Annotated in this window: 19 protein-coding genes; 13 read left to right on the top strand and 6 right to left on the bottom strand. The window is 61.2% G+C overall.

Going from position 1 to position 24,481, the window contains the following annotated elements:
* Nucleotides 1-17: 17 nt before the first annotated feature.
* The 8 genes from BMOU_RS00805 (at nucleotide 18) to acnA (ending at nucleotide 11,809) form a co-directional block, all read left to right on the top strand.
* Nucleotides 18-2,027, top strand: coding sequence for a dipeptide ABC transporter ATP-binding protein (locus BMOU_RS00805; protein ID WP_034873831.1), 2,010 nt, complete (start codon nucleotides 18-20; stop codon nucleotides 2,025-2,027).
* 67 nt (nucleotides 2,028-2,094) lie between these two features.
* On the top strand, nucleotides 2,095-2,955 hold the full coding sequence (locus tag BMOU_RS00800; protein ID WP_034873829.1) for an exodeoxyribonuclease III: 861 nt from the start codon (nucleotides 2,095-2,097) through the stop codon (nucleotides 2,953-2,955).
* Nucleotides 2,956-3,054: 99 nt separating this feature from the next.
* Nucleotides 3,055-3,882, top strand: coding sequence for a DUF3710 domain-containing protein (locus tag BMOU_RS00795; protein ID WP_034873828.1), 828 nt, complete (start codon nucleotides 3,055-3,057; stop codon nucleotides 3,880-3,882).
* Between the two features lie 23 nt (nucleotides 3,883-3,905).
* Nucleotides 3,906-4,634 (top strand): DUF3159 domain-containing protein, encoded by a 729-nt coding sequence (locus BMOU_RS00790; RefSeq protein WP_034873826.1) that lies wholly within the window; start codon nucleotides 3,906-3,908, stop codon nucleotides 4,632-4,634.
* A complete protein-coding gene (locus tag BMOU_RS00785) occupies nucleotides 4,634-5,899 on the top strand; it encodes a class I SAM-dependent RNA methyltransferase (RefSeq protein WP_034873824.1) in 1,266 nt (421 codons plus the stop codon). The genes BMOU_RS00790 and BMOU_RS00785 overlap by 1 nt, the downstream gene beginning before the upstream one ends.
* The gene (locus BMOU_RS00780) at nucleotides 5,896-6,471 is read left to right on the top strand and encodes a type 1 periplasmic-binding domain-containing protein (RefSeq protein WP_034873822.1); all 576 of its coding nucleotides are present in this window, start codon (nucleotides 5,896-5,898) and stop codon (nucleotides 6,469-6,471) included. The genes BMOU_RS00785 and BMOU_RS00780 overlap by 4 nt, the downstream gene beginning before the upstream one ends.
* A 104-nt stretch (nucleotides 6,472-6,575) precedes the next feature.
* Nucleotides 6,576-9,038 carry an HAD-IC family P-type ATPase gene (locus tag BMOU_RS00775; RefSeq protein WP_034874412.1) on the top strand — a complete coding sequence of 821 codons (2,463 nt, stop codon included), beginning with the start codon at nucleotides 6,576-6,578 and terminating at the stop codon, nucleotides 9,036-9,038.
* A gap of 71 nt (nucleotides 9,039-9,109) precedes the next feature.
* Nucleotides 9,110-11,809, top strand: coding sequence for an aconitate hydratase AcnA (gene acnA, locus BMOU_RS00770; protein WP_034873820.1), 2,700 nt, complete (start codon nucleotides 9,110-9,112; stop codon nucleotides 11,807-11,809).
* Between the two features lie 91 nt (nucleotides 11,810-11,900).
* Here the strand turns inward: acnA and BMOU_RS00765 are convergent, their stop codons facing one another.
* Nucleotides 11,901-12,890, bottom strand: coding sequence for an AraC family transcriptional regulator (locus BMOU_RS00765; RefSeq protein ID WP_235143627.1), 990 nt, complete (start codon nucleotides 12,888-12,890; stop codon nucleotides 11,901-11,903).
* Between the two features lie 160 nt (nucleotides 12,891-13,050).
* Here BMOU_RS00765 and BMOU_RS00760 point away from each other — a divergent pair, with 160 nt between their 5' ends.
* Nucleotides 13,051-13,701, top strand: coding sequence for a sugar O-acetyltransferase (locus tag BMOU_RS00760; RefSeq protein WP_034874408.1), 651 nt, complete (start codon nucleotides 13,051-13,053; stop codon nucleotides 13,699-13,701).
* A 43-nt stretch (nucleotides 13,702-13,744) separates the two neighbouring features.
* Here the strand turns inward: BMOU_RS00760 and BMOU_RS00755 are convergent, their stop codons facing one another.
* The 3 genes from BMOU_RS00755 to BMOU_RS00745 are packed head-to-tail and all read right to left on the bottom strand — an operon-like array spanning nucleotide 13,745 to nucleotide 17,280.
* Complete coding sequence (locus tag BMOU_RS00755) at nucleotides 13,745-15,040, bottom strand: ABC transporter permease (protein WP_034873818.1); 1,296 nt, start codon at nucleotides 15,038-15,040, stop codon at nucleotides 13,745-13,747.
* Nucleotides 15,027-16,283, bottom strand: coding sequence for an ABC transporter permease (locus tag BMOU_RS00750; RefSeq protein WP_034873816.1), 1,257 nt, complete (start codon nucleotides 16,281-16,283; stop codon nucleotides 15,027-15,029). The genes BMOU_RS00755 and BMOU_RS00750 overlap by 14 nt, the downstream gene beginning before the upstream one ends.
* 16 nt (nucleotides 16,284-16,299) lie before the next feature.
* The gene (locus BMOU_RS00745; RefSeq protein WP_034873815.1) at nucleotides 16,300-17,280 is read right to left on the bottom strand and encodes an ABC transporter ATP-binding protein; all 981 of its coding nucleotides are present in this window, start codon (nucleotides 17,278-17,280) and stop codon (nucleotides 16,300-16,302) included.
* Between the two features lie 197 nt (nucleotides 17,281-17,477).
* On the opposite strand from BMOU_RS00745, the gene BMOU_RS00740 reads away from it, so the two are divergent.
* Both BMOU_RS00740 and BMOU_RS00735 read left to right on the top strand, forming a co-directional pair.
* Complete coding sequence (locus tag BMOU_RS00740; RefSeq protein ID WP_034873814.1) at nucleotides 17,478-18,644, top strand: sensor histidine kinase; 1,167 nt, start codon at nucleotides 17,478-17,480, stop codon at nucleotides 18,642-18,644.
* Nucleotides 18,641-19,312 carry a response regulator transcription factor gene (locus tag BMOU_RS00735; protein WP_034873813.1) on the top strand — a complete coding sequence of 224 codons (672 nt, stop codon included), beginning with the start codon at nucleotides 18,641-18,643 and terminating at the stop codon, nucleotides 19,310-19,312. The genes BMOU_RS00740 and BMOU_RS00735 overlap by 4 nt, the downstream gene beginning before the upstream one ends.
* 27 nt (nucleotides 19,313-19,339) lie before the next feature.
* On the opposite strand, the gene BMOU_RS00730 is transcribed toward BMOU_RS00735, so the two are convergent.
* Nucleotides 19,340-21,448 (bottom strand): GmrSD restriction endonuclease domain-containing protein, encoded by a 2,109-nt coding sequence (locus BMOU_RS00730; RefSeq protein ID WP_034873812.1) that lies wholly within the window; start codon nucleotides 21,446-21,448, stop codon nucleotides 19,340-19,342.
* Between the two features lie 280 nt (nucleotides 21,449-21,728).
* Between BMOU_RS00730 and BMOU_RS00725 the strand changes: the two genes are divergently transcribed.
* Nucleotides 21,729-22,592 carry a Bax inhibitor-1/YccA family protein gene (locus BMOU_RS00725; protein WP_034873811.1) on the top strand — a complete coding sequence of 288 codons (864 nt, stop codon included), beginning with the start codon at nucleotides 21,729-21,731 and terminating at the stop codon, nucleotides 22,590-22,592.
* A gap of 96 nt (nucleotides 22,593-22,688) precedes the next feature.
* The gene (locus BMOU_RS00720; protein WP_034873810.1) at nucleotides 22,689-23,714 is read left to right on the top strand and encodes a DMT family transporter; all 1,026 of its coding nucleotides are present in this window, start codon (nucleotides 22,689-22,691) and stop codon (nucleotides 23,712-23,714) included.
* On the opposite strand, the gene BMOU_RS00715 is transcribed toward BMOU_RS00720, so the two are convergent.
* Nucleotides 23,715-24,443, bottom strand: coding sequence for a GTP pyrophosphokinase (locus BMOU_RS00715; protein WP_235143656.1), 729 nt, complete (start codon nucleotides 24,441-24,443; stop codon nucleotides 23,715-23,717).
* Nucleotides 24,444-24,481: the final 38 nt, after the last annotated feature.

Here is a 24,481-nt window from a genome sequence, read left to right as displayed (position 1 = left end):
TAAGTGAGGGATATTCGATGACTGACGTGAATACCGAAAACAAGCTTGAGGCCATGCAGCGCGCCAACGGGCCGTTGCTCGAGGTCAAGGATCTTCAGGTGGACTTCACCACCGACGAAGGCCATGCCGTACATGCGGTGCGCAATTCCTCCTTCAGCGTATATCCGGGCCAGTGGGTGGCGATCGTGGGCGAATCCGGTTCCGGCAAGTCCACCTCCGCCATGGCCGTGCTGGGGCTTCTGCCGGGCACGGGCCATGTGGTCGGCGGCTCCATCAAGCTCGACGGTCAGGAGATCTCCGGCCTGAAGCAGAAGGACTACGACAAGCTGCGCGGCTCCAAAATGGGTCTTGTGCCGCAGGACCCGATGAGCAATCTGAATCCGGTGTGGCGCATCGGATCTCAGGTCAAGGAGGCCCTTGTCGCCAACAACATGGACATCGACCATGAAAAGCGCTCCGAATTCGCCAAGGCCCTGGCCGGCGAAGGCATGGAGCTCAAGGGCGATGATGACGAAACCTTCCTCGGCTCCAAGGAACTGCCGGAACTGTTGGCAACGGCCAGGCAGGCCCTGGTCAACATCGGCAAAACCGGCGAGGATCTCGACAAGACCATGGCGTACTTCACCGAAGAGTGGGTACCGGGCTCCGAAACCCGTTGGCGTGTGGCCGACGATCTGATCAAGGCCGGTGTGGCGGACGATGATGCCTGGTATCTCGCCAAGAAATATGTGATCGGTTCCACCATGGACGATCGCATCGCAGGACTGCTGTCCGAGGCGGGATTGCCTGATGCCGCCACCCGCGCACGCCAGTTCCCGCATGAGTTTTCCGGCGGTATGCGCCAGCGTGCGCTGATCGCCATCGGTCTGGCATGCCGCCCGGAACTGCTCATCGCCGATGAGCCGACCTCCGCGCTTGACGTGACCGTGCAGAAGAAGATCCTCGATCATCTGCACATGCTCACCGATTCACTGGGTACCGCGGTGCTGTTCATCACCCACGATCTGGGTCTGGCCGCCGAACGCGCCCAGCACATCGTGGTGATGTACAAGGGCCAGGTCGTCGAATCCGGTCCGTCCCTCGAAGTGCTGCAGCATCCGCAGCATCCATACACCAAGCGTTTGGTTGCGGCCGCGCCATCCCTGGCATCGCAGCGCATCATCTCCGTCAAGGAGCATGGCGGCGACGCGAAGGCCGTAATGGAGCATACGGTGAACGAATCCTCCCTGGAAAACGGCGAGGCCATCATCACCGTCGACCACCTGACCCGTGAGTTCAAGCTTCCGCGCCGCAAGGAGATGTTCAAGGCCGTCGACGACGTGAGCTTCTCCATCAAGAAGGGCACCACTCTGGCGATCGTGGGCGAATCCGGTTCCGGCAAGTCCACCGTGGCCAACATGGTGCTGAAGCTGCTCGAACCCACTTCCGGTACCGTTACCTATGCGGGCAAGGACATTTCGGCATTCAAGGGCAAGGAGCTGCTTGACTTCCGACGTCACGTGCAGCCGGTGTTCCAGAACCCGTACGGTTCGCTCGACCCGATGTATTCCATCTACCGTTCCATCGAGGAGCCGCTGCGCATCCACGGCATCGGCGACAAGAACAGCCGCACCGCCCGCGTACGTGAACTGCTCGACATGGTGGAGCTGCCGGAATCCGTGATGAGCCGCTATCCGAACGAGCTTTCGGGCGGTCAACGCCAGCGCATCGCCATCGCGCGAGCCATGGCCCTTGATCCGGACGTGATCGTCTGCGACGAGGCCGTATCCGCATTGGATGTGCTTGTGCAGGATCAGGTGTTGCGTCTGCTCAACGACCTGCAGGCCGAAAAGGGCCTGAGCTACCTGTTCATCACCCACGATCTGGCGGTCGTCCGCCAAATCGCCGATGAGGTGGTGGTGATGCAGCATGGCAAGCTCGTGGAACATGCCACCACCGACGAGGTGTTCGACCATCCGCAGATGCAGTACACCCGAGACCTGCTGGACGCCATTCCCGGCGGCAAGCTGCAACTCGGTCTCGACTGACTCCGCTTGTGAAGAGAACCTCCCTTGCCGAAGGGAGGTTCTCTTGTATCTGAGCTAGGCTGGCGCTATGACGATCAGCATTACGACTTCGAACGTGAACGGAATCCGTGCGGCCAAACGCAAGGGCATCGAGACCTGGGCCGGCAGGAATACGCCCGACATCTGGTGCATGCAGGAGGTGCGCGCGCCACAGAACGAGATCGATCCGATTTTCGATGAGTTCGGATTCGAATACTCCACCGCCGGTAAGATCGCCGACCAGAGCGAGCTGGATCGGCTGAACGAGGTCTGCCGCGTCAAGGGCCGTGCCGGAGTGGGACTGCTCGCAGCGCTACCGGTCGTGGACAAACGTTACGGACTTGCCGGACTTGACGAGGATGTCGATTCGGGCCGATGGATCGAAGCCGATGTCAAAACCCCGCAGGGCTACGTCATCACCGTCGTGAGTGTGTACGTACACGCGGGCAACACCGACGACCCGCTCAAGATGAAGCAGAAATACCGTTTTCTCGACGCCATGCTGGTGCGTATGGGGCAACTGCGCGACGAGGCGGCACACGGCGGACGCCAGGCCGTGCTGTGCGGCGATTTCAACATCGCGCATACCCCGCTCGACATCAAGAACGCCAAGGCCAACGAGACGCACGCCGGATTTTTGCCCCAGGAGCGTGCCTACGTCGACAAATGGCTGGGTGAGTTGGAATTCGTGGATGTGATGCGCAGCCTCGCGGGCGACATCCAGGGCCCGTACACCTGGTGGAGCCAGCGCGGTCGCGCCTTCGACAACAACGTCGGCTGGAGGATCGACTACCAGTTCGCCACGCCGGAACTGGCCGAATCGGCTTGCGGATTCGTCATCGACAAGGCCCCGACCTACGATAAACGCTGGTCCGACCACGCGCCCCTGACCATCACCTACGACATCTGAACCGGAAAATCGGGGGAGACCAGACCCGAATTCCCAGCTCATATTAAGCGTGGGTGCTAGGCTGGTCACGGTTGCAACCGTTACGAAATGAGGAACATCATGGGATTGTTTGGATTCGGCAAGAAGAAGCGCCAGAGCGAGGATGCTCAGCAGGCCGCCGAAGAGAATGAGCAGGCTGTGGACGAGGCCGCCGCCCAGGCCCAGGAGGTCATGGACCTGCCTGAACCGTCCGCCGTGTATGAGGGGCGTGGCAATGAGCGTGGCCCCTGGGATGTGAACGACGAGGATGTGCCTGATTATGACGACTATCTTGATTTGGGATCCTACTATCTGCCGTTCCTGCAGGGCATCGAGTTGCGCGTGAAGGCGAATCGCGCCACGCAGCAGGTGCTCGGCTCCACCATCACCTACGGCTCCTCCAGCCTGGAAATCGAGGCGTTCGCCGCCCCGAAGACCATGGGACTGTGGGATGATGTGCGTGCGGACCTGATCGAGGCCAACAAGGCCGCTTCCGAAGTCGACGGCGTGTTCGGCACCGAGCTGGCGTTGCCGGTTGTGGTCAAGGGCGGCCGCAAGGTGATGACACGCATCGTGGGCGTCGACGGTCCGCGCTGGATGCTGCGTGGCATCTTCTCCGGAAAGGCCGCCACCGATCCGGAGCATGACGAGACCAAGGCATTGAACAGGTTCTTCGCGGATGTCGTGGTGGAACGCGGCGATGACCCGCTCGCCCCACGCGACCTCATTCCGATGCATCCACCGGTCGCGCCGGCCGAGCGCAAGGCCGCCAAGGAGGCCTTCGAGCAGGAGGGGAACGACGGGAAGACGGATATCCCGGGCAAGCCGAAGGGACCGTTCGACTCCGATCATCAGGTCGAGGTCAAGACCACCCTGTCCCGTGGCCCGATGTTCTCCGAAGTGCGCTGACAGACGGTTTTCATCTTCAGGCAATGGCTGAAACCAAGAAACGTACCGGCCTCGGCGCTCTTGCCGACGCCGGCAGCGACGATGACTTCTCCGTAATCGACGCCATCGGCGGTCCGCGCGGCGTGGCCGAATCGATGGTGCCCGGCGTCGTGTTCGTGGTGCTGTTCGTCACCACCGCCAATCTGCAGCTGACCATCGGCATCTCCGCCGCACTGGCCGTGCTTCAGGTAATCGTGCGTCTGTTGCAGCGTCAGTCGGTGATGGGCGCCGTCAGCGGCCTGCTCGCCGTAGGCATCTGTCTGATTTGGGCGTGGCAGAGCCATGAGGCGCGTAACTATTACATGTTCGGCTTCCTGACCAACGCGTTCTACATCGTGCTGCTCTCGGTGTCGCTGATGGTACGTGTGCCGGGGCTGGGCCTGGTCATCGAATTCATCCGCACGCTGCCCACCGAGCATTTCCGCGCATGGCTGACCGATTGGAGATCGGACAAGGCGCTCAATCGTGCCTATACGATCATCACCGTGCTATGGATCGCCGTATTCTCGTTGCGTCTGGTCGTGCAGGTGCCGTTGTATGTCACCAATCATGTCGGCTGGCTCGGCACCACCCGTCTGCTGATGGGCATTCCGTTCTGGGCGCTGGCGATCTGGGTCTCGTACCTGATCGTCGCCACGCCGATGCACCGACATAAGGCCCTGTCCGAGGGATCCGGCCAAGGCAAACATGATTCCATGGAGGAACAACACTGATGGAAGCGACCATCCGCATCGAACGATACGCCGACCAAGGGCGTTGCGTGGGCCATATCGATGGAAGGGTCATTTTCGTGCGCTTCGCATTGCCGGGCGAATTGGTCCGCGTGAGACTCGACGAACCGCACGACAGGGAGGAGCGCTTCTGGACAGGTGAGGTCGTGGAGGTGTTGGAGACCAGCGAGGATCGGGTCGAACCGATATGGCCGCTGGCCGGACCCCTTGCCATGGGCGGAGGGGTCGGCGGCGCCGATCTGGTGCATGTGAGCCTCGCGGGACAACTCAGATGGAAGGCCAGCTCGATAGGCGAGCAGATGCTGCGGTTGGGGCATACGGCGGTGGACGTGCCGATCGAGCGCATGCCGGAGGATGAGTCCGAACGGGGACTGCATTGGCGCACACGCATCGAAATGATCGCCGACGCCGATGGGCGCCCGTCCATGCGTCGGCGCGGCACGCACGTTCGTGTGCCGATCGACACGATGCCGTTGGCCAGCCGGGCGTTGCTTGACGTGGCCGAACGCGAGCATGTGTGGGACGGTGGGTTCACTCCCGGCTCGCAGATCAGGATCTCCGTGCCGGAGCCCCGCGATGGCGCCGAGATCGACGACAATTATGCGGTGCTGGTGGATGGCGACGTGGCGGCCGGCACTCGTGGACTGACCGAAAAGGTCACCGTCGCCGGCCGGGATTTCGAATACAGCGTCGATGCCGGCGGATTTTGGCAGATGCATCGTCAGGCGCCGGTCGCGCTGACCAATTACGTGGTTGCAATGGTCCGGAGTGAGCTGAATGGCGCCAAATCGGCCTGCTTGTGGGACTTGTATTCCGGGTCGGGCCTGTTCACCCTGCCCTTGGCCTCTGTGGTGGCGGAACGCACGCGCATGCTGAGCGTGGAAGGCGGCAAAACGGCCGTACGCAATGCGCAACGCAATCTGCGACATATCCATTTGGGCAATGTGGATGTTCGTGCCGGTGATGTGGCGAAGACCTTGGCCAACGTGCGCAACGATCTGGCCAGGCCCGACGTGGTGGTGCTTGATCCGCCGCGGGCCGGTGCCCGCGCCAAGGTGTGCGGGCAGATCGCCGCTTCCGAGGCGCGCAGCGTGATCTACATCGCCTGCGATCCGGCGAGCCTTGCACGCGATACCGCCGTCTTTGCCGGTCTCGGCTATGGATTGGCCGGCATTCACGCCTTCGACATCTACCCGATGACCCATCATGTGGAGACCGTCGCATTGTTCCGAAGGCATGAGCGGTGAATGGCAACACGATACGACGTGCAGGCAGGGGAATGCTGACGATCATGCTGGCGGCTTCCCTGGCCGCCTGCACGCCGCCGAACGGGGCCGTGGGGGATACGCAATCGCAGGATTCCGCGGTCGCCCATATCGGTCCCGATCGCGCCGATACCGAGGTGGCGTTCATCGGCTCGCAGGACATTGACGCGGATGGCCTGGCGCTGGACGCCTTGGAACAGGGGAGATTCAAACCGATATATATTCCCGTCACCGGTACCGTCGATGCGCAGCAGACGGCCATGCAGGGCGTACGTGACATGACGCAGCGCAAGGTCGACATCATCATCGTTGGGGGTATGGATGTGACCGATTCCAATCGCGGTGACTGGCAGGCGGCGTTGCGGTCCGCCCGTGAAGCGGGAATCGCGGTGGCGTTGCTTGATCCGGTGCATGCGCCGGAAGACGGCAAGCTGTATGCGGCCACCCTTACCGTCGACGGTCGCAAGGACGATGCGATTCCCCTCGCCGATGCCGTGATGACGATCAGCAACAACGATCCGCATGAACGTGACATGTCCGTCACCACGCGGTAGGGACGACACGGCGTTTTCCATGCACAAGGAATGGAACGGTTATTTCACCGTGCTTTCACAGGATGATCCGGTATGGGTGGGCCGGTGGCGGTAGGCTGTCAAGCATGAGTGCAAGTCCTTCCATGCCCACAATCAGCGAATCGGGTCTGACGGCTGCCGAGGCCAGGGCCCTTGCCGCAAGCGGACAGGCCAATGCCGTCAAATCGTCGACCTCACGTTCCTTGGTCGATATCATCCGTGCGAACGTGTTTACGCTGTTCAACGGCATCATTCTCGCCGCCATGCTCATGGTGCTCGTCACCGGTTCGTGGAAGGACGCCGTTTTCGGTTTCGTGATCATCATCAATACCGGCATCGGCATCATCACCGAACTGAAGGCGAAGCGTACGCTCGACAGGTTGTCTATTCTTGTCGCTTCGGACTATCTGGTGCGTCGCGACGGCACGGACGTCGAAGTGCCGCACAATGAAATCGTGCTCGGCGACCTCATGTGGATCCGGTCGGGCGAACAGGTGCCCGCCGACGCGCGGATCGTGCACACATGGGGCCTGGAGCTGGACGAATCCATGCTCACCGGCGAATCCCGCACCGTACGCAAAGGCGACGGCGAACGGATCTATTCCGGCTCCACGGCCATCTCCGGCATGGCGTTGGTGAAGGTCGAGGCGGTTGGCGAGCACAGCTATGCCGCCACGTTGACCGCACAGGCGAAGGTCTACAAAAAGACCGTCTCCGACCTGAACAAAGGCATCAATACGATTCTGAAGTTCATGACCTTTCTGGTCGTACCGTTGTGCGTACTGCTCATCTGGTCGCAGATTCATGCCGTAGGCGGCTGGAACACGGCGGTTTCGACCGGGCAATGGCGTTCCGCGGTCGTTTCCGCCGTGGCCGGCGTGGTCGGCATGATTCCGGAAGGACTCGTGCTGCTCACCTCGCTGAACTTCGCGCTCGCCGCAATCCGGCTGGCACGCAGGAACACGCTTGTGCAGGAGCTTGAATCCGTGGAGACGCTCGCTCGTGTGGACTGCCTGAATCTTGACAAGACGGGCACCGTCACCGACGGCGGCATCATGCTCAACCGTATCGTGCCGTTGACGGATGCCGCGGATGAGCGGCGGATCAAACAGGCGTTGTTCGACCTGTCGAACGAAGGCCAGCCGAACGGCACCGGGCAGGCGGTCCTTGCGGGGCTGGGGGAGCAGGGCTTCGCCCCGGGCACGGTCATGGCGCGTGTGCCGTTTTCATCGGCGCGTAAATGGAGTTCGATATTCGACGGCGACGCCGTATGGACGATGGGCGCGCCGGAGGTCATCATCTCGCACCTCGACGGCGATCACTCCGGCATGCTGGAGCAGGTCAATGACTTTGCCGACGACGGCAATCGAGTGCTGCTCATCACACGTCTCGACGGAGCTGCCCCGGCCGATTACGAAACCGATCCGAAACTCGATTCCGCTTCGCGCCCGGTCGCGTTGGTGCTCTGTTCCGAACACATCCGGGACGATGCCGAGGCGACGCTCGCCTGGTTCCGCGAGCAGGGCGTGCGTTGCCGCATCATCTCCGGAGACAACCCCGTCACCGTTGGCGCGATCGCACGGAAAGTGCGATTGACGGGCGAGCGGGAACCGGTGTCCATGGATGCGCGCGAACTGCCGAACGACGTCGGGGAACTGGCTCGAGTGCTCGACGACGTGGATGTGCTCGGCCGTGTGTTGCCCGACCAGAAGAAGGCCATCGTCCAGGCGCTGCACATGACCGACCATGTGGTGGCCATGACCGGTGACGGCGTGAACGATGCGCTCGCCATCAAGGAGGCCGACCTCGGCATCGCCATGGGTAATGCGGCGCCCGCCACCAAGGCCGTGGCGCAGGTGGTGCTCGTCGATTCGAAATTCTCGCACCTGCCCGACGTGGTGGCCCGGGGGCGCCAGGTTATGGCCAATATGGAACGCGTGGCCAGCCTGTTCCTCGTCAAAACCGTGTATTCCGCGCTGATTTCGCTTGGCGTGGTGCTGACGCAGATTCCGTTTCCGTACCTGCCACGGCACATCACCTACATCGGAGGGCTTACCATCGGCATGCCGGCGTTCATTCTGGCGCTTGCGCCGAACACGCGCCGGTATATTCCGGGATTCCTCAAACGCGTGGTGAGCTTTGCGCTGCCGGGAGGCATCGCCACGGGCCTGTCGATTCTATGCACGTCATGGCTGCTGCCGATGTTCATGGGATGGAACGTCCAGCATTCGGGCACCCAACTGGCCATGTTGCGTGGCGTCAACGCCATCATCCTGCTCATGATGGGGATCTTCGTACTGGCGCGGGTGGCGAGCCCCCTGAACTCGTGGAGGGGCGCATTGGTGCTGGCGTTCGCCGCGGCCGGTGTGATCGGCATGTTCGTGCCGTTCGTCGCGCGTTTCTTCGCGCTCGTCGTACCGACGGGGGAGATGCTGCGCGCCACCATGGTCGCGTTGGCGCTGTCGGCCATCATGTTCGCGCTGTGCATCTGGATCGTGCCGAAAGTGTTGCGTATTGTCCCACACTCCAAGAAGACACGCCAGAGCTGAATTAACCTCCCTGTATCGTTGACGACGGATAATTAGCTGTTGTTATACATCCTAGAAAGCTCGGAGGAAGCATGTCTGTGCGCGACGACCAGCTGGACATCTTGAAGGTGGACGGCAAGGATTACGACTATTACCGCATCGCGGATTTGCCGGGTATCGATCATCTGCCGTATTCGTTGAAGGTTCTCGTCGAGAACCTCGTGCGCAACATCGACGGCGCCAATATCACGGATGATCATGTCAGGGCACTGCTGGATTGGGATCCGGCGGCACAGCCGAGTCACGAGATCCAGTTCACCCCGTCCCGCGTGGTCATGCAGGACTTCACCGGTGTGCCGTGCATCGTCGATCTCGCCACCATGCGCGACGCGGTCAAGGATCTGGGCGGCGACCCGGAGGTCATCAACCCGCAGGTGCAATCCGATATGGTCATCGACCATTCCGTGCAGATCGACAAGTACGGTGTGGCCGATGCGGTCGAGCAGAACATGGACATCGAATACCAGCGTAACGGCGAACGTTACCAGTTCCTGCGCTGGGGTCAGCAGGCGTTCAGGAACTTCCGTGTGGTACCGCCGGGGACCGGCATCATCCATCAGGTCAACATCGAATACCTGGCCAAGGTCATCATGACCAAGGCCGCCGAAGACGGCCGTGAGCTCGCCTACCTCGATTCCTGCGTGGGTACCGATTCGCACACCACGACCGTCAACGGTCTGGGCGTGCTTGGTTGGGGCGTCGGCGGCATCGAGGCCGAGGCCGCCATGCTCGGCCAGCCGATCTCCATGCTCGTGCCGCGCGTCGTCGGCTTCAGGCTTACCGGCTCCATTCCGGAGGGCGTCACCGCCACCGACGTGGTCCTGACCATCACCGACATGCTCCGACAGCACGGTGTGGTCGGCAAGTTCGTGGAATTCTACGGCGAGGGCATCGCCTCCGTACCGTTGGCCAACCGTGCCACCATCGGCAATATGGGTCCGGAATTCGGCTCCACCTGCGGCATCTTCCCGATCGACGGCGTCACGCTCGATTACCTGCGTCTGACCGGCCGCTCCGAAGAGCAGATCGCGCTCGTCGAGGCGTATGCCAAGGCCAACAAGCTTTGGGGTGACACCACCGACCCGAACTATGTGGAACCGCAGTATTCCGAATACCTCGAGCTCGATCTCGGTACCGTCGTGCCGTCCATCGCGGGGCCGAAACGCCCGCAGGACCGTATCGTGCTGGCCGAATCCAAGACCAGGTTCGCCGAGACCCTACCTGCATACGAGACCGACAGGACCGTGCAGGAGCCGGTTGCCGTCTCCACCGATTTCCGCGGCGACTTCGACATCACGAACGGCGATGTGGCCATCGCCTCCATCACCTCCTGTACCAACACCTCCAACCCGTCCGTCATGATCGCCGCCGGTCTGATTGCCCGCAACGCGCATGCCAAAGGGCTTAAGCCTAAGCCGTGGGTCAAGACCTCGCTCGCTCCGGGCTCCCAGGTCGTGGCCGACTATCTGAAGGCCGCCGGCCTGCAGGACGATCTTGACGCGCTCGGCTACCAGCTGGTCGGCTTCGGCTGCGCCACCTGCATCGGCAACTCCGGCCCGCTGCTGCCGGAGATCTCCGAAGCCATCAACGCCAACGACCTGACCGTCACCTCGGTGCTGTCCGGCAACCGCAACTTCGAAGGACGCATCAGCCCGGACGTCAAGATGAACTATCTGGCATCCCCGCCGCTGGTCATCGCCTACGCGCTCGCCGGCACCATGGACTTCGATTTCGAAACCCAGCCGCTTGGCAAGGACGGTGACGGCAACGATGTGTATCTCAAAGACATCTGGCCGACCAACGAAGAGGTCGCCGCCGTGGTCGACGGTACCGTCAATCGCGAGATGTTCCTTAAGGACTATGCCTCCGTATTCGAGGGCGATCATCGCTGGAAGGGCCTCGACGTGCCGGAAGGCGAGCTGTTCGCATGGGATGAGCACTCCACCTACGTGCGTAAGCAGACCTTCTTTGACGGCATGAAGGCCACCCCGGATCCGGTCGAGGACATTCACGGCGCCCGTGTGCTCGCATTGCTCGGCGACTCCGTGACCACCGACCATATCTCCCCGGCAGGCGCATTCAAGGCCACCAGTCCGGCCGGCAAATACCTGACCGATCACGGCGTCGAACCGAAGAACTTCAACTCCTACGGTTCCCGCCGAGGCAACCACGAGGTCATGGTGCGCGGCACGTTCGGCAACATCCGCCTGAGGAACCAGTTGCTCGCCTCCGTAGGCGAGGAAGTCACCCCTGGTGGCTTCACCTATGATTTCCTAGCCAAGAAGCCGACCACGATCTTCGAGGCGTCCCGCGACTACATTGACAACGATGTGCCGCTGGTCGTACTGGCGGGTAAGGAATACGGCACCGGCTCCTCGCGTGACTGGGCGGCCAAAGGCACCGTCATGCTGGGCGTCAAGGCCGTCATCACCGAGAGCTTCGAACGCATCCACCGCTCCAACCTGATCGGCATGGGCGTGCTGCCGCTGCAGTTCCCGGTGGGCGAATCCTACGAGAGCCTCGGTCTCAACGGCACCGAAACATACGACATTTCCGGCATCGAGGCGCTCAACGAGGGTTCCACTCCGAAGACGGTTCACGTCACCGCCACCCACGCGGACGGTTCCAAGACCGAGTTCGACGCGGTCGTGCGCATCGATACGCCAGGCGAAGCGGACTACTACCGCAACGGAGGCATTCTCCAGTACGTCCTGCGCAATCTGATGAAGTAGGCGAAGACGGAGGTCCGGTCCGATAGCGGTGCGGGCTTCGTGGATCGGTCACCGATCCACGAAGTCCGCACCATGATTGCGGCCAAAGATCCTATCCTTCGAATCCCTTGCGGTATTCGAATGGCGTAACGTGCATGACACGCCGGAAGGTGCGTGTGAAGAAACTGGCTGATGCGAAGCCCGATCGGTCGGCGATGCTGGCGATCGGCAGACGGGTGGATCTCAACAGTTCCGCGGCGGCGCGCACACGCACGTCATTGACGAATTCGATCGGCGTCTGCCCCAGTAGGTCACGGAAGATCTTGGCGCAGGTGGTGCGGCCGACCGACCCGGCGGCCGCGATCTGGTCGAGCGTAATCGGACGCACGTAATGTTGCTGTACATAATCGACCATCGCCCGCAGAACATCGATATGCGGGTCATGCGTCATGGCGGAAGTCCGCGATTCGCCGGCATGGCGTTGTCGTGAGACATCCATCAGTTCCCGGGTGAGCGCATAGAAACAGCTGATGACCGTCAACGATGCAAGATCGTCCGTCAGCATCATGCCGGCCGCGGTCTGTGGAACGGTGCGTGGGGTTTCCAGTGCATGATCGCCGAACTTGGCGGAATGCACCTGGTCGAGCAGCCGTACGACACGGTCCCCGGCCCCGTCGTGTTCGTCGAACACCACATACGGCAGTGAGGAATCGGCGACCAGCGGCGCCACGAATCGTTCGTGGATCGCCGTCAGGGCACCCATTCGGGACGGGTTGAGCAGACTGCAGGAGAACTCGCAATCGCTGCCATCGTCGGAAAACCCGTAATGCAGCTGACGTGAGTTGACGAAAATCGCCTGTCCTTCCTCAAGACGGATGATTTCGCCGCTCACGAAATATATCATGTGTCCGCGGAAGATGCGCGTGAATTCAAGGTCGATATGCCAATGGCATTCGGCCCGCATGTTCGGGTATTGGTGCAGGAGGGAATGCTCTGTGAACGATAGGAACATCGGAGCATCATACTGCACCATCTCCGCCCCATTGGGTTGCCGTCCCCAAGAGGTGATCGGCATGACCTCATCGATGTCCAGTTCGCCCATACCCTCTCCGTGGTGGTAAATAATGCTAATTCTATGGTTGATACTATAACGAGGGACGGCAATGACGAAATCGAAATGTCGTGTAATGGATACCAGAGAACATCAAACGATTGACCTACCTGTTTTCAGGCGTAGCAAGGAGCGATATATGACGATGGACATGGCCCGGAAGACCATCCAACCGGCAAAGGACGAATGGGAACGCATGCTTTCCGGTGAACTGTATGTGGCCGATAGTCCACAGCAGCAGGAGGCGAACATGCGCAAGCGCCGCCTTGTGCAGGCCATCAACACATCGCAATACGATGCATTCAAGGAACGGGAGGAACTGTTCCGCGAACTGTTCGGATCGCTCGGCAAAGGCTGTTTCCTGGAGCCGCCGTTCAATTGCGACTACGGCTGCAACACCTATATCGGCGACAACTTCTATGCCAACATGGATTGCATCTTCCTTGATGTCGCAAAGATCACCATCGGCGATCGCGTCTTCTTCGGGCCGCGCATAGGACTGTACACGCCATACCATCCAATCGACGCCGCAGTGCGTTCCTCCGGTCCGGAAGGCGCCCGTCCGATCACCATCGGCAGTGACGTCTGGTTCGGCGGCAACGTGGTCGTCGGCCCCGGTGTCACCATCGGCGACGATGTGGTGATCGGGGCCGGATCCGTGGTGGTCAAGGACATCCCCTCGCATTCGGTGGCCGTAGGCAATCCATGCCGTGTCATTCGCAGAATCACGGATGCAGACCGTGAGTACTGGGAGGGCAAGGCCTCCGAATACCGTGCGTGGAAGGATTCGCTCAATGGCTGATGTGGTGCGGGCGGATTCATGAACTTCGCGCCATGGAATCCCTCTACTTCGCCAGCTGCGTGGTGGAGGGGGAGGCCAGCGTCGGACGGGTGCGTCGGATGCGGCCCAACGCCAGACCAAGGCAGACGAACGCCACGCCGAACAGTGCCACCAGGCCGATCGACGACGCCCATGCACCGTAATCCACTCCGGTGCCCGAAGCCGTGCCAAGTCCAAAGGCGTTGTCGATGGACACGCACAGCCACCATCCCGGCAGGAACTCGCCGATCACAATCATCGGTTCAGGCATCATGTCCACCGAGAACGACATGCCCGACGTGAACATGGTGAGCAGTCCGAACACGTTCACGAATCCGTTCACCGCCATCTCTGAAAGAACGACCGAGCCCAGCAGGAACCCACAGGCGATGGCCATCAGCGTGTACACCAGCAGCGAGATGAACGACAGTCCGACATTGACGATCGTCAATCCCTCAAACGACACTCCTGCCATCTTCATCAGCAGGAATGTCGCAGCGGTGTAGCCGATGCATACCAGCAGGCCGAATGCGCAGCATGTGGCCACCTGCTGCAGTTCCAGCGACACGGAACGTTTCGGTGACGCATAGAGTCGACGGCGGATCTCGCTTTCGTTGAATGTGCCGATCACCAGGAACGTGCATATCGTCATGACCAGCAAGAGAGGGTACAGGGCGGATTTAATGGTACCCGCGAATGCGGAGGCGGCCGGTTTGACGGCATCGGCATCGCCAGATGCCACGTGGACGACGGCGACGGATGACTCCTTGGCGTCCTTGCGTGCGATGCCCAACACCGTCTGTGCGGCATCAGGCACGGTGCGCTCGCCGGAGGGAAGCCCCAGATACGAGGTGCGTGTCAGCGAAAGAAACTCGTTGACCTCCAACTGCGCCAATGAGCCGGAACCGGAGGTGTAGCTCACCACCGTCTCGATGACGGGCTGCGTGGCAGCGCCGTCGGTGTCGTTCAGGTACCGCTGATACCGTTCGGCGAACCCCCTCGGCACGATGGCGATCAGATCGACGTAGTTCGAGGCGACGGCCTGCTGCAATGATTCGGCATCGTCCGCGATTTCGACGATCTCGCTATCCGTCGCCAGATAGGAACGCAACGAAGATGCCAGATCGTCGGTGTCCGCGTCGCGATCGATCACGGCCACGCGGGCGGTGTCAGGCTGATACACGGTATCACCGGCGCTGCGCGAGGCACGCATGGTCTGCCAGCTGATGCCCAGCATCATCGCGCCGATACATACAAGGTAGATGACCACATAGAGCTTGCGAGCCCCGAGAATCCGCAATGCGGCCTTACAGGTATTCATAGCGTTGCCTCCTCAGGAAAGCGACCGCTGCGGTCAGGCAGATCGCGCTCATGGCAAGCAGTGTGCCGAGGGTTCTGAACAGCGGTGCGAAACTGTCGTAGTAGAGAATGTCGTAAAAGAGGTTCGTGATCTGCTGGGCCGGATTCATGAGACTGAGCAATGGCGCACGCCGGGCGATCATGTCGCTCAAGTCCATGGCGAACGAGCCATACAATCCGGAGAAGATCGACAGCACGCAGGAGATTGTCGTGCACAGTCCGTGTTTGGCGCCGGTCGGCATCTTCGGTAGGGCGCCGATGAACGTGCCGAATGCGCTTGCGGAGAATGCCGCCGCCGCACAGGAACCGAATGCCGCCCATTCACGTCCGCCGAGCGATATGCCGCAGATGAAGTGGATGTACAGCATCGCGACCGCCAGGCTGAGGAACGAACAGAACCAGCTGGCCAGGAATCCGGCTGCGAGCTGCTTCCATTTGGCTAGCGGCGCCACGGAACGGCGGATGCCCAGCGCCGACAGATTCGCCTGCGCCATAGTCACCGCGTTCACGGCGAAACTCATCGCCATCAGCGCGGTCATACCCAGCAATGCGTAATAGTATCGGGCGGTTCCGTCCGGCTTGAAGTTCGTGAGTTTCACCTCCTTCGTGTACCCGGAGGACGCACCGATGCTTGAGGCCAGCCGTCTGTCCATCATGGCCGTCGGATTGGTGGCGAGAATGTCGGCGACGGCCATGTCGTTGCGATTGTACAGATCGACGATGTTGTTCAGCATGGTCAGCGAGATGCCCAGACTGCCGCTGTTGGCCATCACATCCGTGGCGTTGCTTTGCGTGGATTCGCTGACCGCCATATGCAGCCGGCCGTCGGAGTCGGCGTACAGGTAGCCTTGCGCCTTGCCATCGGCGAGCAGCCTGTCGGCGGAGGCCCTAGACGTTGTCGAGACGACGTTGATGAGTTTCGGCATGCCATCGTCGTCGTCGGTGACCCTGCCCTCCATGCCGCTGCCGGAGGATCCCTTACCCGTCGAGATGCCGTCGACCAGCGTCTGCAGGCCGGGGTTCGCCTTCCAGTTCGCGTTCTCGATCACCGCCATGTCGAAGGTGTGCAGTTTGTAGCTTTCGGAGATGTTGCCGAACATTCCGTTGAACATGGTGGCCAGGATGATGGGGAAGGCGAACAGCCAGAACAGCTGTATTTTCTGGCGAAAATGCAGCTTCAAAGTAATCAGCAGCGTCTGCAACATGTCGATCACGCACCTTTCAGTCGCGCAACGCCGTGCCGGTCAGCTCAAGGAACACGTCGTTGAGCGTCGGCTGGCGTGAGGTCAGATGGCCGATGTTCGTGCCGCTCGACTCGAGTATGTTCAGCACATCGATGAGGTTATGCTCGCCATTGCGGCAGCGAACGGTCAGCTCGCGACCGTCGTAGACGGCCTCCAGCACGAAGGGGAGGTCACGTAGTCGCTTGAGCATGGCCGCGGTGTTCGAACCGTCCGCGGCCCCTCCCAGATTGGCGGTTTCCACGCTGATCCGTTCGCCGGTGTCGATCATGGCTTTGAGCTCATCGGCGGTGCCGAGCGCGAGATGCCGGCCGTGATCCATGATGAGGATGCGGTCGCAGATCTGCTCCACCTCCTCCATGTAATGGCTGGTGTAGATCACGGTCGCGCCTTCACGGCTGAGCTGCTTGATGCCTTCGAGAATCGCGTTGCGGCTTTGCGGATCCACGGCCACGGTCGGTTCGTCGAAGAAGATTAGGTCCGGCCTGTGCGCGATGCCGCATGCGATGTTAAGGCGGCGCAGCAGACCGCCCGACAGTTTCGACGGGCGAAACCCGCGGTAATCCCGCAGACCTACGAAGTCCAACGCCTCGTTCACCAGCGTATGCCGGCGGACTTTGTCGGCGACATACAGCGAGCAGAAATAATCGATGTTTTCCTCGACGGTGAGCTCGTTGAATACGGCGATGTTCTGCGGCACGATGCCGATGCGGCGCTTCAATGCGTAGCTGGTCGGGCCGATGGGTTCGCCGAATACGCGCACCGTGCCCGCGTCGAACGTGAGCAGCGCGAGTATGCAGTTGATCGCCGTGGTCTTGCCTGAACCGTTCGGCCCGAGCAGGCCGAAGATCTCGCCCTGACGCACATCGAGGTCGAAATAGTCGAGCGCCAGCATATCGCCGTAACGTTTGACGAGATGCGACACCTTCACCGCGCTTGCGGTGGAATGATCCTCGTTCATGGAATGCTCCTTATCTCGTTGGTTCCATTCTCATCCGGGGGAATGCCCCGACACAGTGTGCGAAATCATGTTGTTCGTGCCGCCCGTCACGGTCCGCCATGACAATTGTCATGTTCATGCCGCGGCGTTCCCGAAAAGCGGAGCGCGTGCATTACGCTTGAGGCAGGTGTATGACGACGAGGCGGAACAGGTAGGGTATGCGGCGGCTGATATTCCAGGGTCTGCTCATGGTTATGGGCGTGGTTCTTGGCATCGCCGTGATCGGCGATGTTCCCCGGCAGCTGGTCTATGCGGTGGTGCTTGCCATCTGCTGTGCCGCCGTCGGCGAATATACGCGATTCGGCATCGCCGCGATTGCCGTGATCGTTTCGTTCTCGCTCGGTGCGGTGTGGTACCCCGGGATGTGCTGGCTGTTGCCGGTGGTCGCGGTGGATGCCGCGGCGATTCGTGATGATGGCCCGTTGCGCCGTATGGCACGGTCAGGCATGAGGAAGTGCGTGACCCTGTGCGTTCGGTGGTCTTGGACGATTCCTCTCGCGGGTCTTGCGATTCGTAAAAACACGGCTGGTCTTGCATGGGACCGGGAATGGATTGCGGTATTGGCCATGTTGGCCATGCTGGGATTCGGCATCGGACTGCAGCTTGTGCGGTTCGATGATCTGTCCCTGCAGGCCAAACGTCTGCAGGATACGAGACGAAACCAGATTCGGCAGCTGCGCAATCGGCTCTCTGAATCCGAGGAGGATCGCGCGGCCTCGGTTCGGTCGGCCATCCTATCGGAACGCACCCGTATCGCCCGTGAGATCCACGACAATGTCGGGCATCTGCTGACCCGTGCCATCATGCAGTCCGAGGCATCTCAGGTGGTGGCGCGGATATCCGGTCAGGATGCGGCCGCAAGGGGCTTCGAGGATATTCATGCGACGGTGAACGAGGCCATGACCATGGTGCGCAGGTCGGTGCATGACCTGAAGGACAGAGGCACCGATTTCACCGCGCAGATCGGTGCCGCTTCACAGGCGATGGGTCTCGAGGTGGTGCTTGACAATGCCATCGATGATGCGCCTGCGGCGGTCGCGCGATGCTTCGCCACCACGATCCGGGAGGCGCTGAACAACACCGTCAGGCACAGCGATGCCAAGACCGTGCATGTCACGTTACGCGACATGCCGGCATTGTGGCAGCTGGTCGTGCAGGATGACGGCCATGCCATATCGACGGAATCCCATGACGATGGGGGCATCGGCCTTGCCGATATCGAGGAGCGTGCCCGAGCCTTGGGCGGTAGCGCCGTCTGCGGGCCGTATCATGGGGGATGGCGGGTGTTCGTGTCGGTTCCCAAGTCGAAGGAGGCATCATCATGAAGGTCGCCATTGCCGATGATGATCCGATCGTCTGCTCGTCGTTGGCGACGATTCTGGCGGCGACCGGTGCCGCGGAGGTTCCCTGGACCGCGAATAGCGGCGAAATCGCCATGTCCAGGTATGCCGAGGATGCTCCCGATGTGCTGCTCATCGATGTGCAGATGCCCGGTATGGATGGCTTGACCGCTTCCGAGCGCATCCTGCGTACCCATCCGGATGCCCGCATCCTGGTGTTGACCACGTTCGCGGATGAGGCGTATATCGCCAAGGCCATGGAGATTGGCACGAAAGGCTATCTCATCAAACAGGACGTCTCCTCCGTCATCCCCGCGGTGCAGGCCGTCATGGCGGGGCAGGTCGTCATGGGTGCGGAGGTCCTCACGAAGCTGCGTCTCGTCAATGGAGGGGCGCAGACGGTGGTGCGGCCGAACGAATCGGGAAGGCCGCAGGGTTTAGGGCGATATGAGGTTCCTGACAGATTCGCGAACCTCACCGACCGTGAGCATGATGTGGTGGAGCTGGTCGCCGAGGGGCTCGACAACCGCGAAATCGCGGCGAAGCTGTTTCTGAGCGAAGGTACGGTGCGCAACCGCATCAGCGATATTCTCGCCAAAACCAACATTTCGAACCGTACGAAGCTTGCCGTCGAATGGCTTGCCTGCCATTGACGACGCCGTGGCGCCGCACCAGGACCGTCAGCGTTTCCTGAGACGGTAGGCCTTCCAGACGTCGCTGAGCTTCTGGCCGTTCGAGGTGCGTTTCCATACGGTGAGCCCCGCGCTGCTGCCGCCGACCGCCCGGGCGGCGGCGGTAGGGGAGGCGTATTCCTGCCCGTCATCCATGCGCAACCTGCCCTCGGCGGTGACGGTCGCCACCCAGCGCTCGCCCTTGCGCGGACGGTCCCAGACCAGCGTTTCGCCGGGAATGAGCAGTCCGGCCTCCAGAATCTGCATAATGGTCACACGCTTCGAGGTCGGTGTCTTGGCCTCGGTCTTTCTGGCGAGGAATTCCTCGCTTACCGTGGACAGGTCGGTACGTTCCGCATCGTAGCGGATATTCCAATGGTCGGCGATGAGCCGGATGGTCTCATCCTGGCGGAATTGCAGGGTCTGAGGCGTGCATTGCGCGATGTCGGCGAGTTGTGCGGTCAGGGGGAATCGCCTGGAGCTTGCCGACAACAGCATGCGGTCGCGGCGTTCCTCATAGGACGCGAGTGGCGCGAGCTGGCGTTCGTTGGCCTGGCTGAGTGCAAGATTGCCGATGCGGTTGGCCCAGTGGTCGCGCACGGCTTCCGGCCAATCGGCGAACGACGAGCCCGCAGTGACCTGTTCGGGCATGATCGCAACGGCGTTGAGGCTGCGCGGGCGGGTGATGCGCAATCCCGCCTGCTGTTCGTTCGCGCGGATCAGAAGCAGACGCTTCATTGCGGGACTGGTCTGCAGTTCGCCGCGTAGATGGGCCAGTGCGGAACGGCGGTCATCATCGGTGATGAGGAATCCGCGGATCTGCTGCAGGGTGTACCCCCGTTCGAGGTCGCGGATGGCGCTCGCCGAACGTGTACGTCGGTAGAGCGGGCCTTGCCGGTTGAGGCTGTCCACGCCGGTGACGCGTTCCAGTGCGGCGAGGACATCGTGCAGTCGTGCCATATCGTGCAACTGCAGGTCCTCGCCGTTTTTCCCGCCTGCGGCGATGCCTCCCGTATGCGTACCGGTCTTGGAGAACACTCGGGCGTCGGCACTGCCGAGATTGCGGATGGAATTGACCAGCGCCCACATGGCGACCGGCTTCCAGTCGGTGGTTTGATAGTCGCCCAGCGCCACAAGCTGCCCGACCACGTCATCCGGCAGGTTCGCGTCGGTGGGCCTGCCGATGATAAGCCATGCGTTGGCGTAGGGCGCCAGTACGTCGTCGATGAACGAAATGACGTTCTGGTTCCTGACATACGGCTTGAGCACGTCGTTGCGGAACCCCTCGAGCAGCTGCGTGCAGACAGCCTTGTGCGAGACGATCAGGTGCAGGTCCGAGAAGAACTCCTCCAGCAGCTGCGAATCGTCGCCGAGCGGATCCATGATTTCGTCCCAGCGAGTCGCGTAGACGGTACGTGCGGCCGGCGAGATGGCGGCGACCGACTTCGCCTTGAACACGTCGGATGCGGTCAGGGGAACGCCTCGCATGTTCATCACGTCGAAGATGCGATGCGCCCCGGCCAGATCGTCGGTGGTCACGATCACCAGCGTGACCTCGTTGACCAGATACGAGGCGAAGCGGCGTCGGTCGTGGTCCTCCATCTTCGCGAGCTCGTCGAAGACCTGCCGCGTGTTGACGGCGATGTTGCGCTGCGCGTTGGATTCGATGTCGCCGTCGCGCAGATCGAACAGCCCTTCCAAATCGCCCTCCTGCACATACATGCGGAAGAAGTCGGTGTCGCGCTCGCGCAGTTTCAGACGTGGCTGCGCCTTGATGCCGCGTAGTTTGTCGCCCGGTTCGAGAATAAGCTCGTTGAGACTGTCGATGAGATCCGGGTCGGTTTCCAGCTCGCGCAACACGGAGATGATGATGGACAGCGAGATGAGGCGTTGCTGCCCGTCGATGACCTGGTACCTGGTCGAACCGTCCCTGACGAGAATCAGCGAGCCCAGAAAGTAGGGGCTGCCCGGATTCGTGCAGGCGTCCTGCAGGTCGCTCACCAGTTGCGCAACGTTCTCCGCCTGCCATGTGTAGGCCCGTTGGAAGGAAGGGATGGTGAACTGGTAGTCGGAGGTGAACACCTTGCCCAAAGGCTTTTCCATGGCACTGATCGACATGCTGACCTTCCCGTCGAAAACGTTTCCTCCCAGTCTAGATGGGGCCATTGTTCCGTATGTGTCGGAGGGGGTGGCCGTGGCGTGTCGGAATGCGGCTGCGGGGAATCGCGACGTTGCCGGCGGACGTCGTTCTCCACACCGCCCGGCGTATCGCCATTGCCGTGCGTCATTGACGAAGAAAGTCCGGATTTGTGCCGATTCCGTCATATTGATATGAGATATTCATGAAATAGTCAGAAAAATCCCGTACCGTTATGCGTAATCGAGATAAGGAGCGATTATGACATTCGGCCAGCAGCCCCAGGGCGGCAACACCCCCAACAACAATATCAACGGCCAGCAGCCGCAATACCAATATCAGTACAATGCGCAGCAGCCGCAGTCCGGTCAGTCCGGTCAGTCCCAGTACCAGCAGTACGGCTACGCGCAGAACGGCACGGCAGCCATCAACACCCAGGCGACCTACGCCTATGAGGAGGCCCAGCGTGTCTCCGTGGTCCGCGCCTACGGCGAGATGACCATCGGTCTGCTCGTCACCGCCGTGGTCGCCATCGTCACGCAGATGACCGGCCTGTACATCACGCTCATCCAGCACACCGGTATCTTCGGCGTGTTCGCGCCGGCGATCGTCCAGATCGCATTGGCCATCTACCTTGGCGCCCGCATCACCAGGATGACGCCTTCCACCGCACGTGTCATGTTCTACGTGTATGCCGCGCTCATGGGCTTCACCCTGAGCATCATCTTCGCCGTCTACGATCTTGGCACCATCGGCATCTCGCTGGCCTTGTGCGCAGGATTCTTCTTCGCGCTGACCATGCTCGGACGCACCACCAAGTTCAATATGCTCAAGGCGGGACCGGTCCTGCTTGCGGGCCTTATCGTGCTCATCATCGCCGAAGTGCTGTTGGCCATCTTCGCGCCGGGCAACACCACCCTGATGGTCATCTCCGCCATCGGCCTTGTGCTGTTCGCCGGCATGACCGTCTACGACGCCCAGGCCACCCGTGCCCTGTTCGCACAGTACGCGGGCGAAGGCCCGGACATGATCAAGAAGATCTCGATTCTATGCGCGCTGAATCTGTATCTTGACTTCGTGAACATGTTCCTCTACATCCTGCGTCTGCTTGGCGGCCGTGACTGAGACCCGCGGCGCGGCGACTTCGCATTACGCTTCGGCCTGACCAGAATATGGTCAGGCCTTTTTGTTGGTAAACAGCCTGCTTTACGGTTGTTCCTCATGCAGAGCAAAGAGATCGGCGGTATGGCCTGCCTGGTGTTGACGGCCATGATCTGGGGGTTCGCCTTCGTTTCGCAGGTGCAGGGCATGGCTTCCGTGACGCCCCTGTTCTTCAACGCCACGCGATTCACATTGGGGGCCGTGTCGTTGCTGCCGTTGCTGTGGCTCAGACGTGGCAGGGCCTCGGCCAGGGCCTGCGGGGCATGTGACGCGGGCGGGCGGCCCGTTCTTGAACTCGGAGATGGTGCAACCGTACGCCTGCCGAAATGGGCGGCCAATCCCGTAGCGGTCAGCGTCATCTGCGGCGTGGTGCTCTTTTCCGCCAGCACGGTGCAGCAGTACGGTGTGCTCTACAGCGGTTCGGCGGGCCGTTCCGGCTTCATCACCGCCCTGTACATAGTCATGACGCCGCTGCTTGCCTTCGTGGTGCTGCGCAGACGCGTCCATCTGGGCGCCGTGGTCAGTGTGGCCATAGCCGTGGTCGGTTTCTACCTGCTATGCGTCACCGATGGCTTCGGGTCCATCACCATCGCCGATGTGGTGCTTCTGTTCACCGCCGTGCTCTTCGCCGCGCACATTCTTGTCATCGATACATTCGGTCGGAACATGGATGTGATCGTGCTTTCGTTCGGCCAGATCGCCACGACCGCCGTGTTGAGTTGGGTCGGGTCGCTTGTCGAAGGATCCATCGACTGGGCGGGGGCGGGCCGGGCATGGTTCGCCATAGTCTACGCGGGGGTCGGATCGGCGGGCATCGCCTACACGCTGCAGGTGGTCGGGCAGCAACTGGTGCCGCCCACCCGCGCATCCGTGATCATGTCCCTCGAATCGTTCTTCTCCGTGGTCGGCGGCGCGCTGCTGCTTGGTGAGGTCATGACGATGCGCGCCTATTTCGGCTGCGCGCTGATTTTTGTGGGAACCGTACTCGCGCAGATACCGGCCAAGGTGCCGGTTGGAATACCGGGGCTGCGCAAGCCTGCGCAACCGGATGGCGAAATGCGCGTCGCCGGCCGGCGCAGGCGATGATCAGCTGGTCTTCGGGGCCTCGCCGACCTGCGGTGCGCCGTTGATGTCGCGATGGATGTTCTGCATCTGCGTTTCGATGTTCTGCAGGCTGCGTGCGCAATCGAGCAACGTCTGCGAATGCTCGGACAGCTTGGCATCCGGAAGATCGGTCTTGTAGCGCAATGCATGTTCCAGACTCGCCCAATAGTCCATGGCGATGGTGCGGAACTGCACCTCGACTGGTGTGTAGTGCGGGCCGGAAGACAGGAACACCGGCACCGCATAGATCACATGCAGCGAACGATAGCCGTTCTGCTTGGGACTCCTGATATAGTCCTTGACCCGCAGGACCTGGATGTCGTTCTGCGCCGACAGATAGTTGGATACGGAATACACGTCGTCACGATAGTTGCAGATCACGCGGATGCCGGCCACGTCGAATAGGTTGTCCTTGATGGCATCGACGCTAAGCGGCAGATCGCGCCTCTTCAGTTTGCCCAGAATGGAATTGACGGATTTCAGCCGGCGCTCCATATGATGGATCGGATCGTGCGAGAAACGCACCTGGAACTCCGAATCGAGAATCTCCAGTTTGGTGCTGATCTCGTACATGGCACCCTCATACACTTGCATCTGATCGATGAATTCGGTGACCTGATCGGCGGGGAACTCCCCCTTTCCAAAGTCCACGTTTTTCAATCTGGCGGTGAGATCGGTGGTGTTGATGCGGCTCTGTCTATCAAGTATCACGGGCAATAGTGTACCCACGGCACCCCTAACGACACTGG

It is taken from the genome of Bifidobacterium moukalabense DSM 27321 (assembly GCF_000522505.1).
GTDB classification, from domain to species: Bacteria; Actinomycetota; Actinomycetes; order Actinomycetales; family Bifidobacteriaceae; genus Bifidobacterium; species Bifidobacterium moukalabense.
This window is presented reverse-complemented; position numbering and strand designations above follow the sequence as displayed.

Excerpts from the sequence above, each read along its gene's own strand:
- BMOU_RS00805 (WP_034873831.1), top strand. The coding sequence starts at position 18 with ATGACTGACGTGAATACCGAAAACAAGCTTGAGGCCATGCAGCGCGCC.
- BMOU_RS00800 (WP_034873829.1), top strand. The coding sequence starts at position 2,095 with ATGACGATCAGCATTACGACTTCGAACGTGAACGGAATCCGTGCGGCC.
- BMOU_RS00795 (WP_034873828.1), top strand. The coding sequence starts at position 3,055 with ATGGGATTGTTTGGATTCGGCAAGAAGAAGCGCCAGAGCGAGGATGCT.
- BMOU_RS00790 (WP_034873826.1), top strand. The coding sequence starts at position 3,906 with ATGGCTGAAACCAAGAAACGTACCGGCCTCGGCGCTCTTGCCGACGCC.
- BMOU_RS00785 (WP_034873824.1), top strand. The coding sequence starts at position 4,634 with ATGGAAGCGACCATCCGCATCGAACGATACGCCGACCAAGGGCGTTGC.
- BMOU_RS00775 (WP_034874412.1), top strand. The coding sequence starts at position 6,576 with ATGAGTGCAAGTCCTTCCATGCCCACAATCAGCGAATCGGGTCTGACG.
- acnA (WP_034873820.1), top strand. The coding sequence starts at position 9,110 with ATGTCTGTGCGCGACGACCAGCTGGACATCTTGAAGGTGGACGGCAAG.
- BMOU_RS00765 (WP_235143627.1), bottom strand. The coding sequence starts at position 12,890 with ATGGGCGAACTGGACATCGATGAGGTCATGCCGATCACCTCTTGGGGA.
- BMOU_RS00760 (WP_034874408.1), top strand. The coding sequence starts at position 13,051 with ATGGCCCGGAAGACCATCCAACCGGCAAAGGACGAATGGGAACGCATG.
- BMOU_RS00755 (WP_034873818.1), bottom strand. The coding sequence starts at position 15,040 with ATGAATACCTGTAAGGCCGCATTGCGGATTCTCGGGGCTCGCAAGCTC.
- BMOU_RS00750 (WP_034873816.1), bottom strand. The coding sequence starts at position 16,283 with ATGTTGCAGACGCTGCTGATTACTTTGAAGCTGCATTTTCGCCAGAAA.
- BMOU_RS00745 (WP_034873815.1), bottom strand. The coding sequence starts at position 17,280 with ATGAACGAGGATCATTCCACCGCAAGCGCGGTGAAGGTGTCGCATCTC.
- BMOU_RS00740 (WP_034873814.1), top strand. The coding sequence starts at position 17,478 with ATGCGGCGGCTGATATTCCAGGGTCTGCTCATGGTTATGGGCGTGGTT.
- BMOU_RS00735 (WP_034873813.1), top strand. The coding sequence starts at position 18,641 with ATGAAGGTCGCCATTGCCGATGATGATCCGATCGTCTGCTCGTCGTTG.
- BMOU_RS00730 (WP_034873812.1), bottom strand. The coding sequence starts at position 21,448 with ATGTCGATCAGTGCCATGGAAAAGCCTTTGGGCAAGGTGTTCACCTCC.
- BMOU_RS00725 (WP_034873811.1), top strand. The coding sequence starts at position 21,729 with ATGACATTCGGCCAGCAGCCCCAGGGCGGCAACACCCCCAACAACAAT.
- BMOU_RS00720 (WP_034873810.1), top strand. The coding sequence starts at position 22,689 with ATGCAGAGCAAAGAGATCGGCGGTATGGCCTGCCTGGTGTTGACGGCC.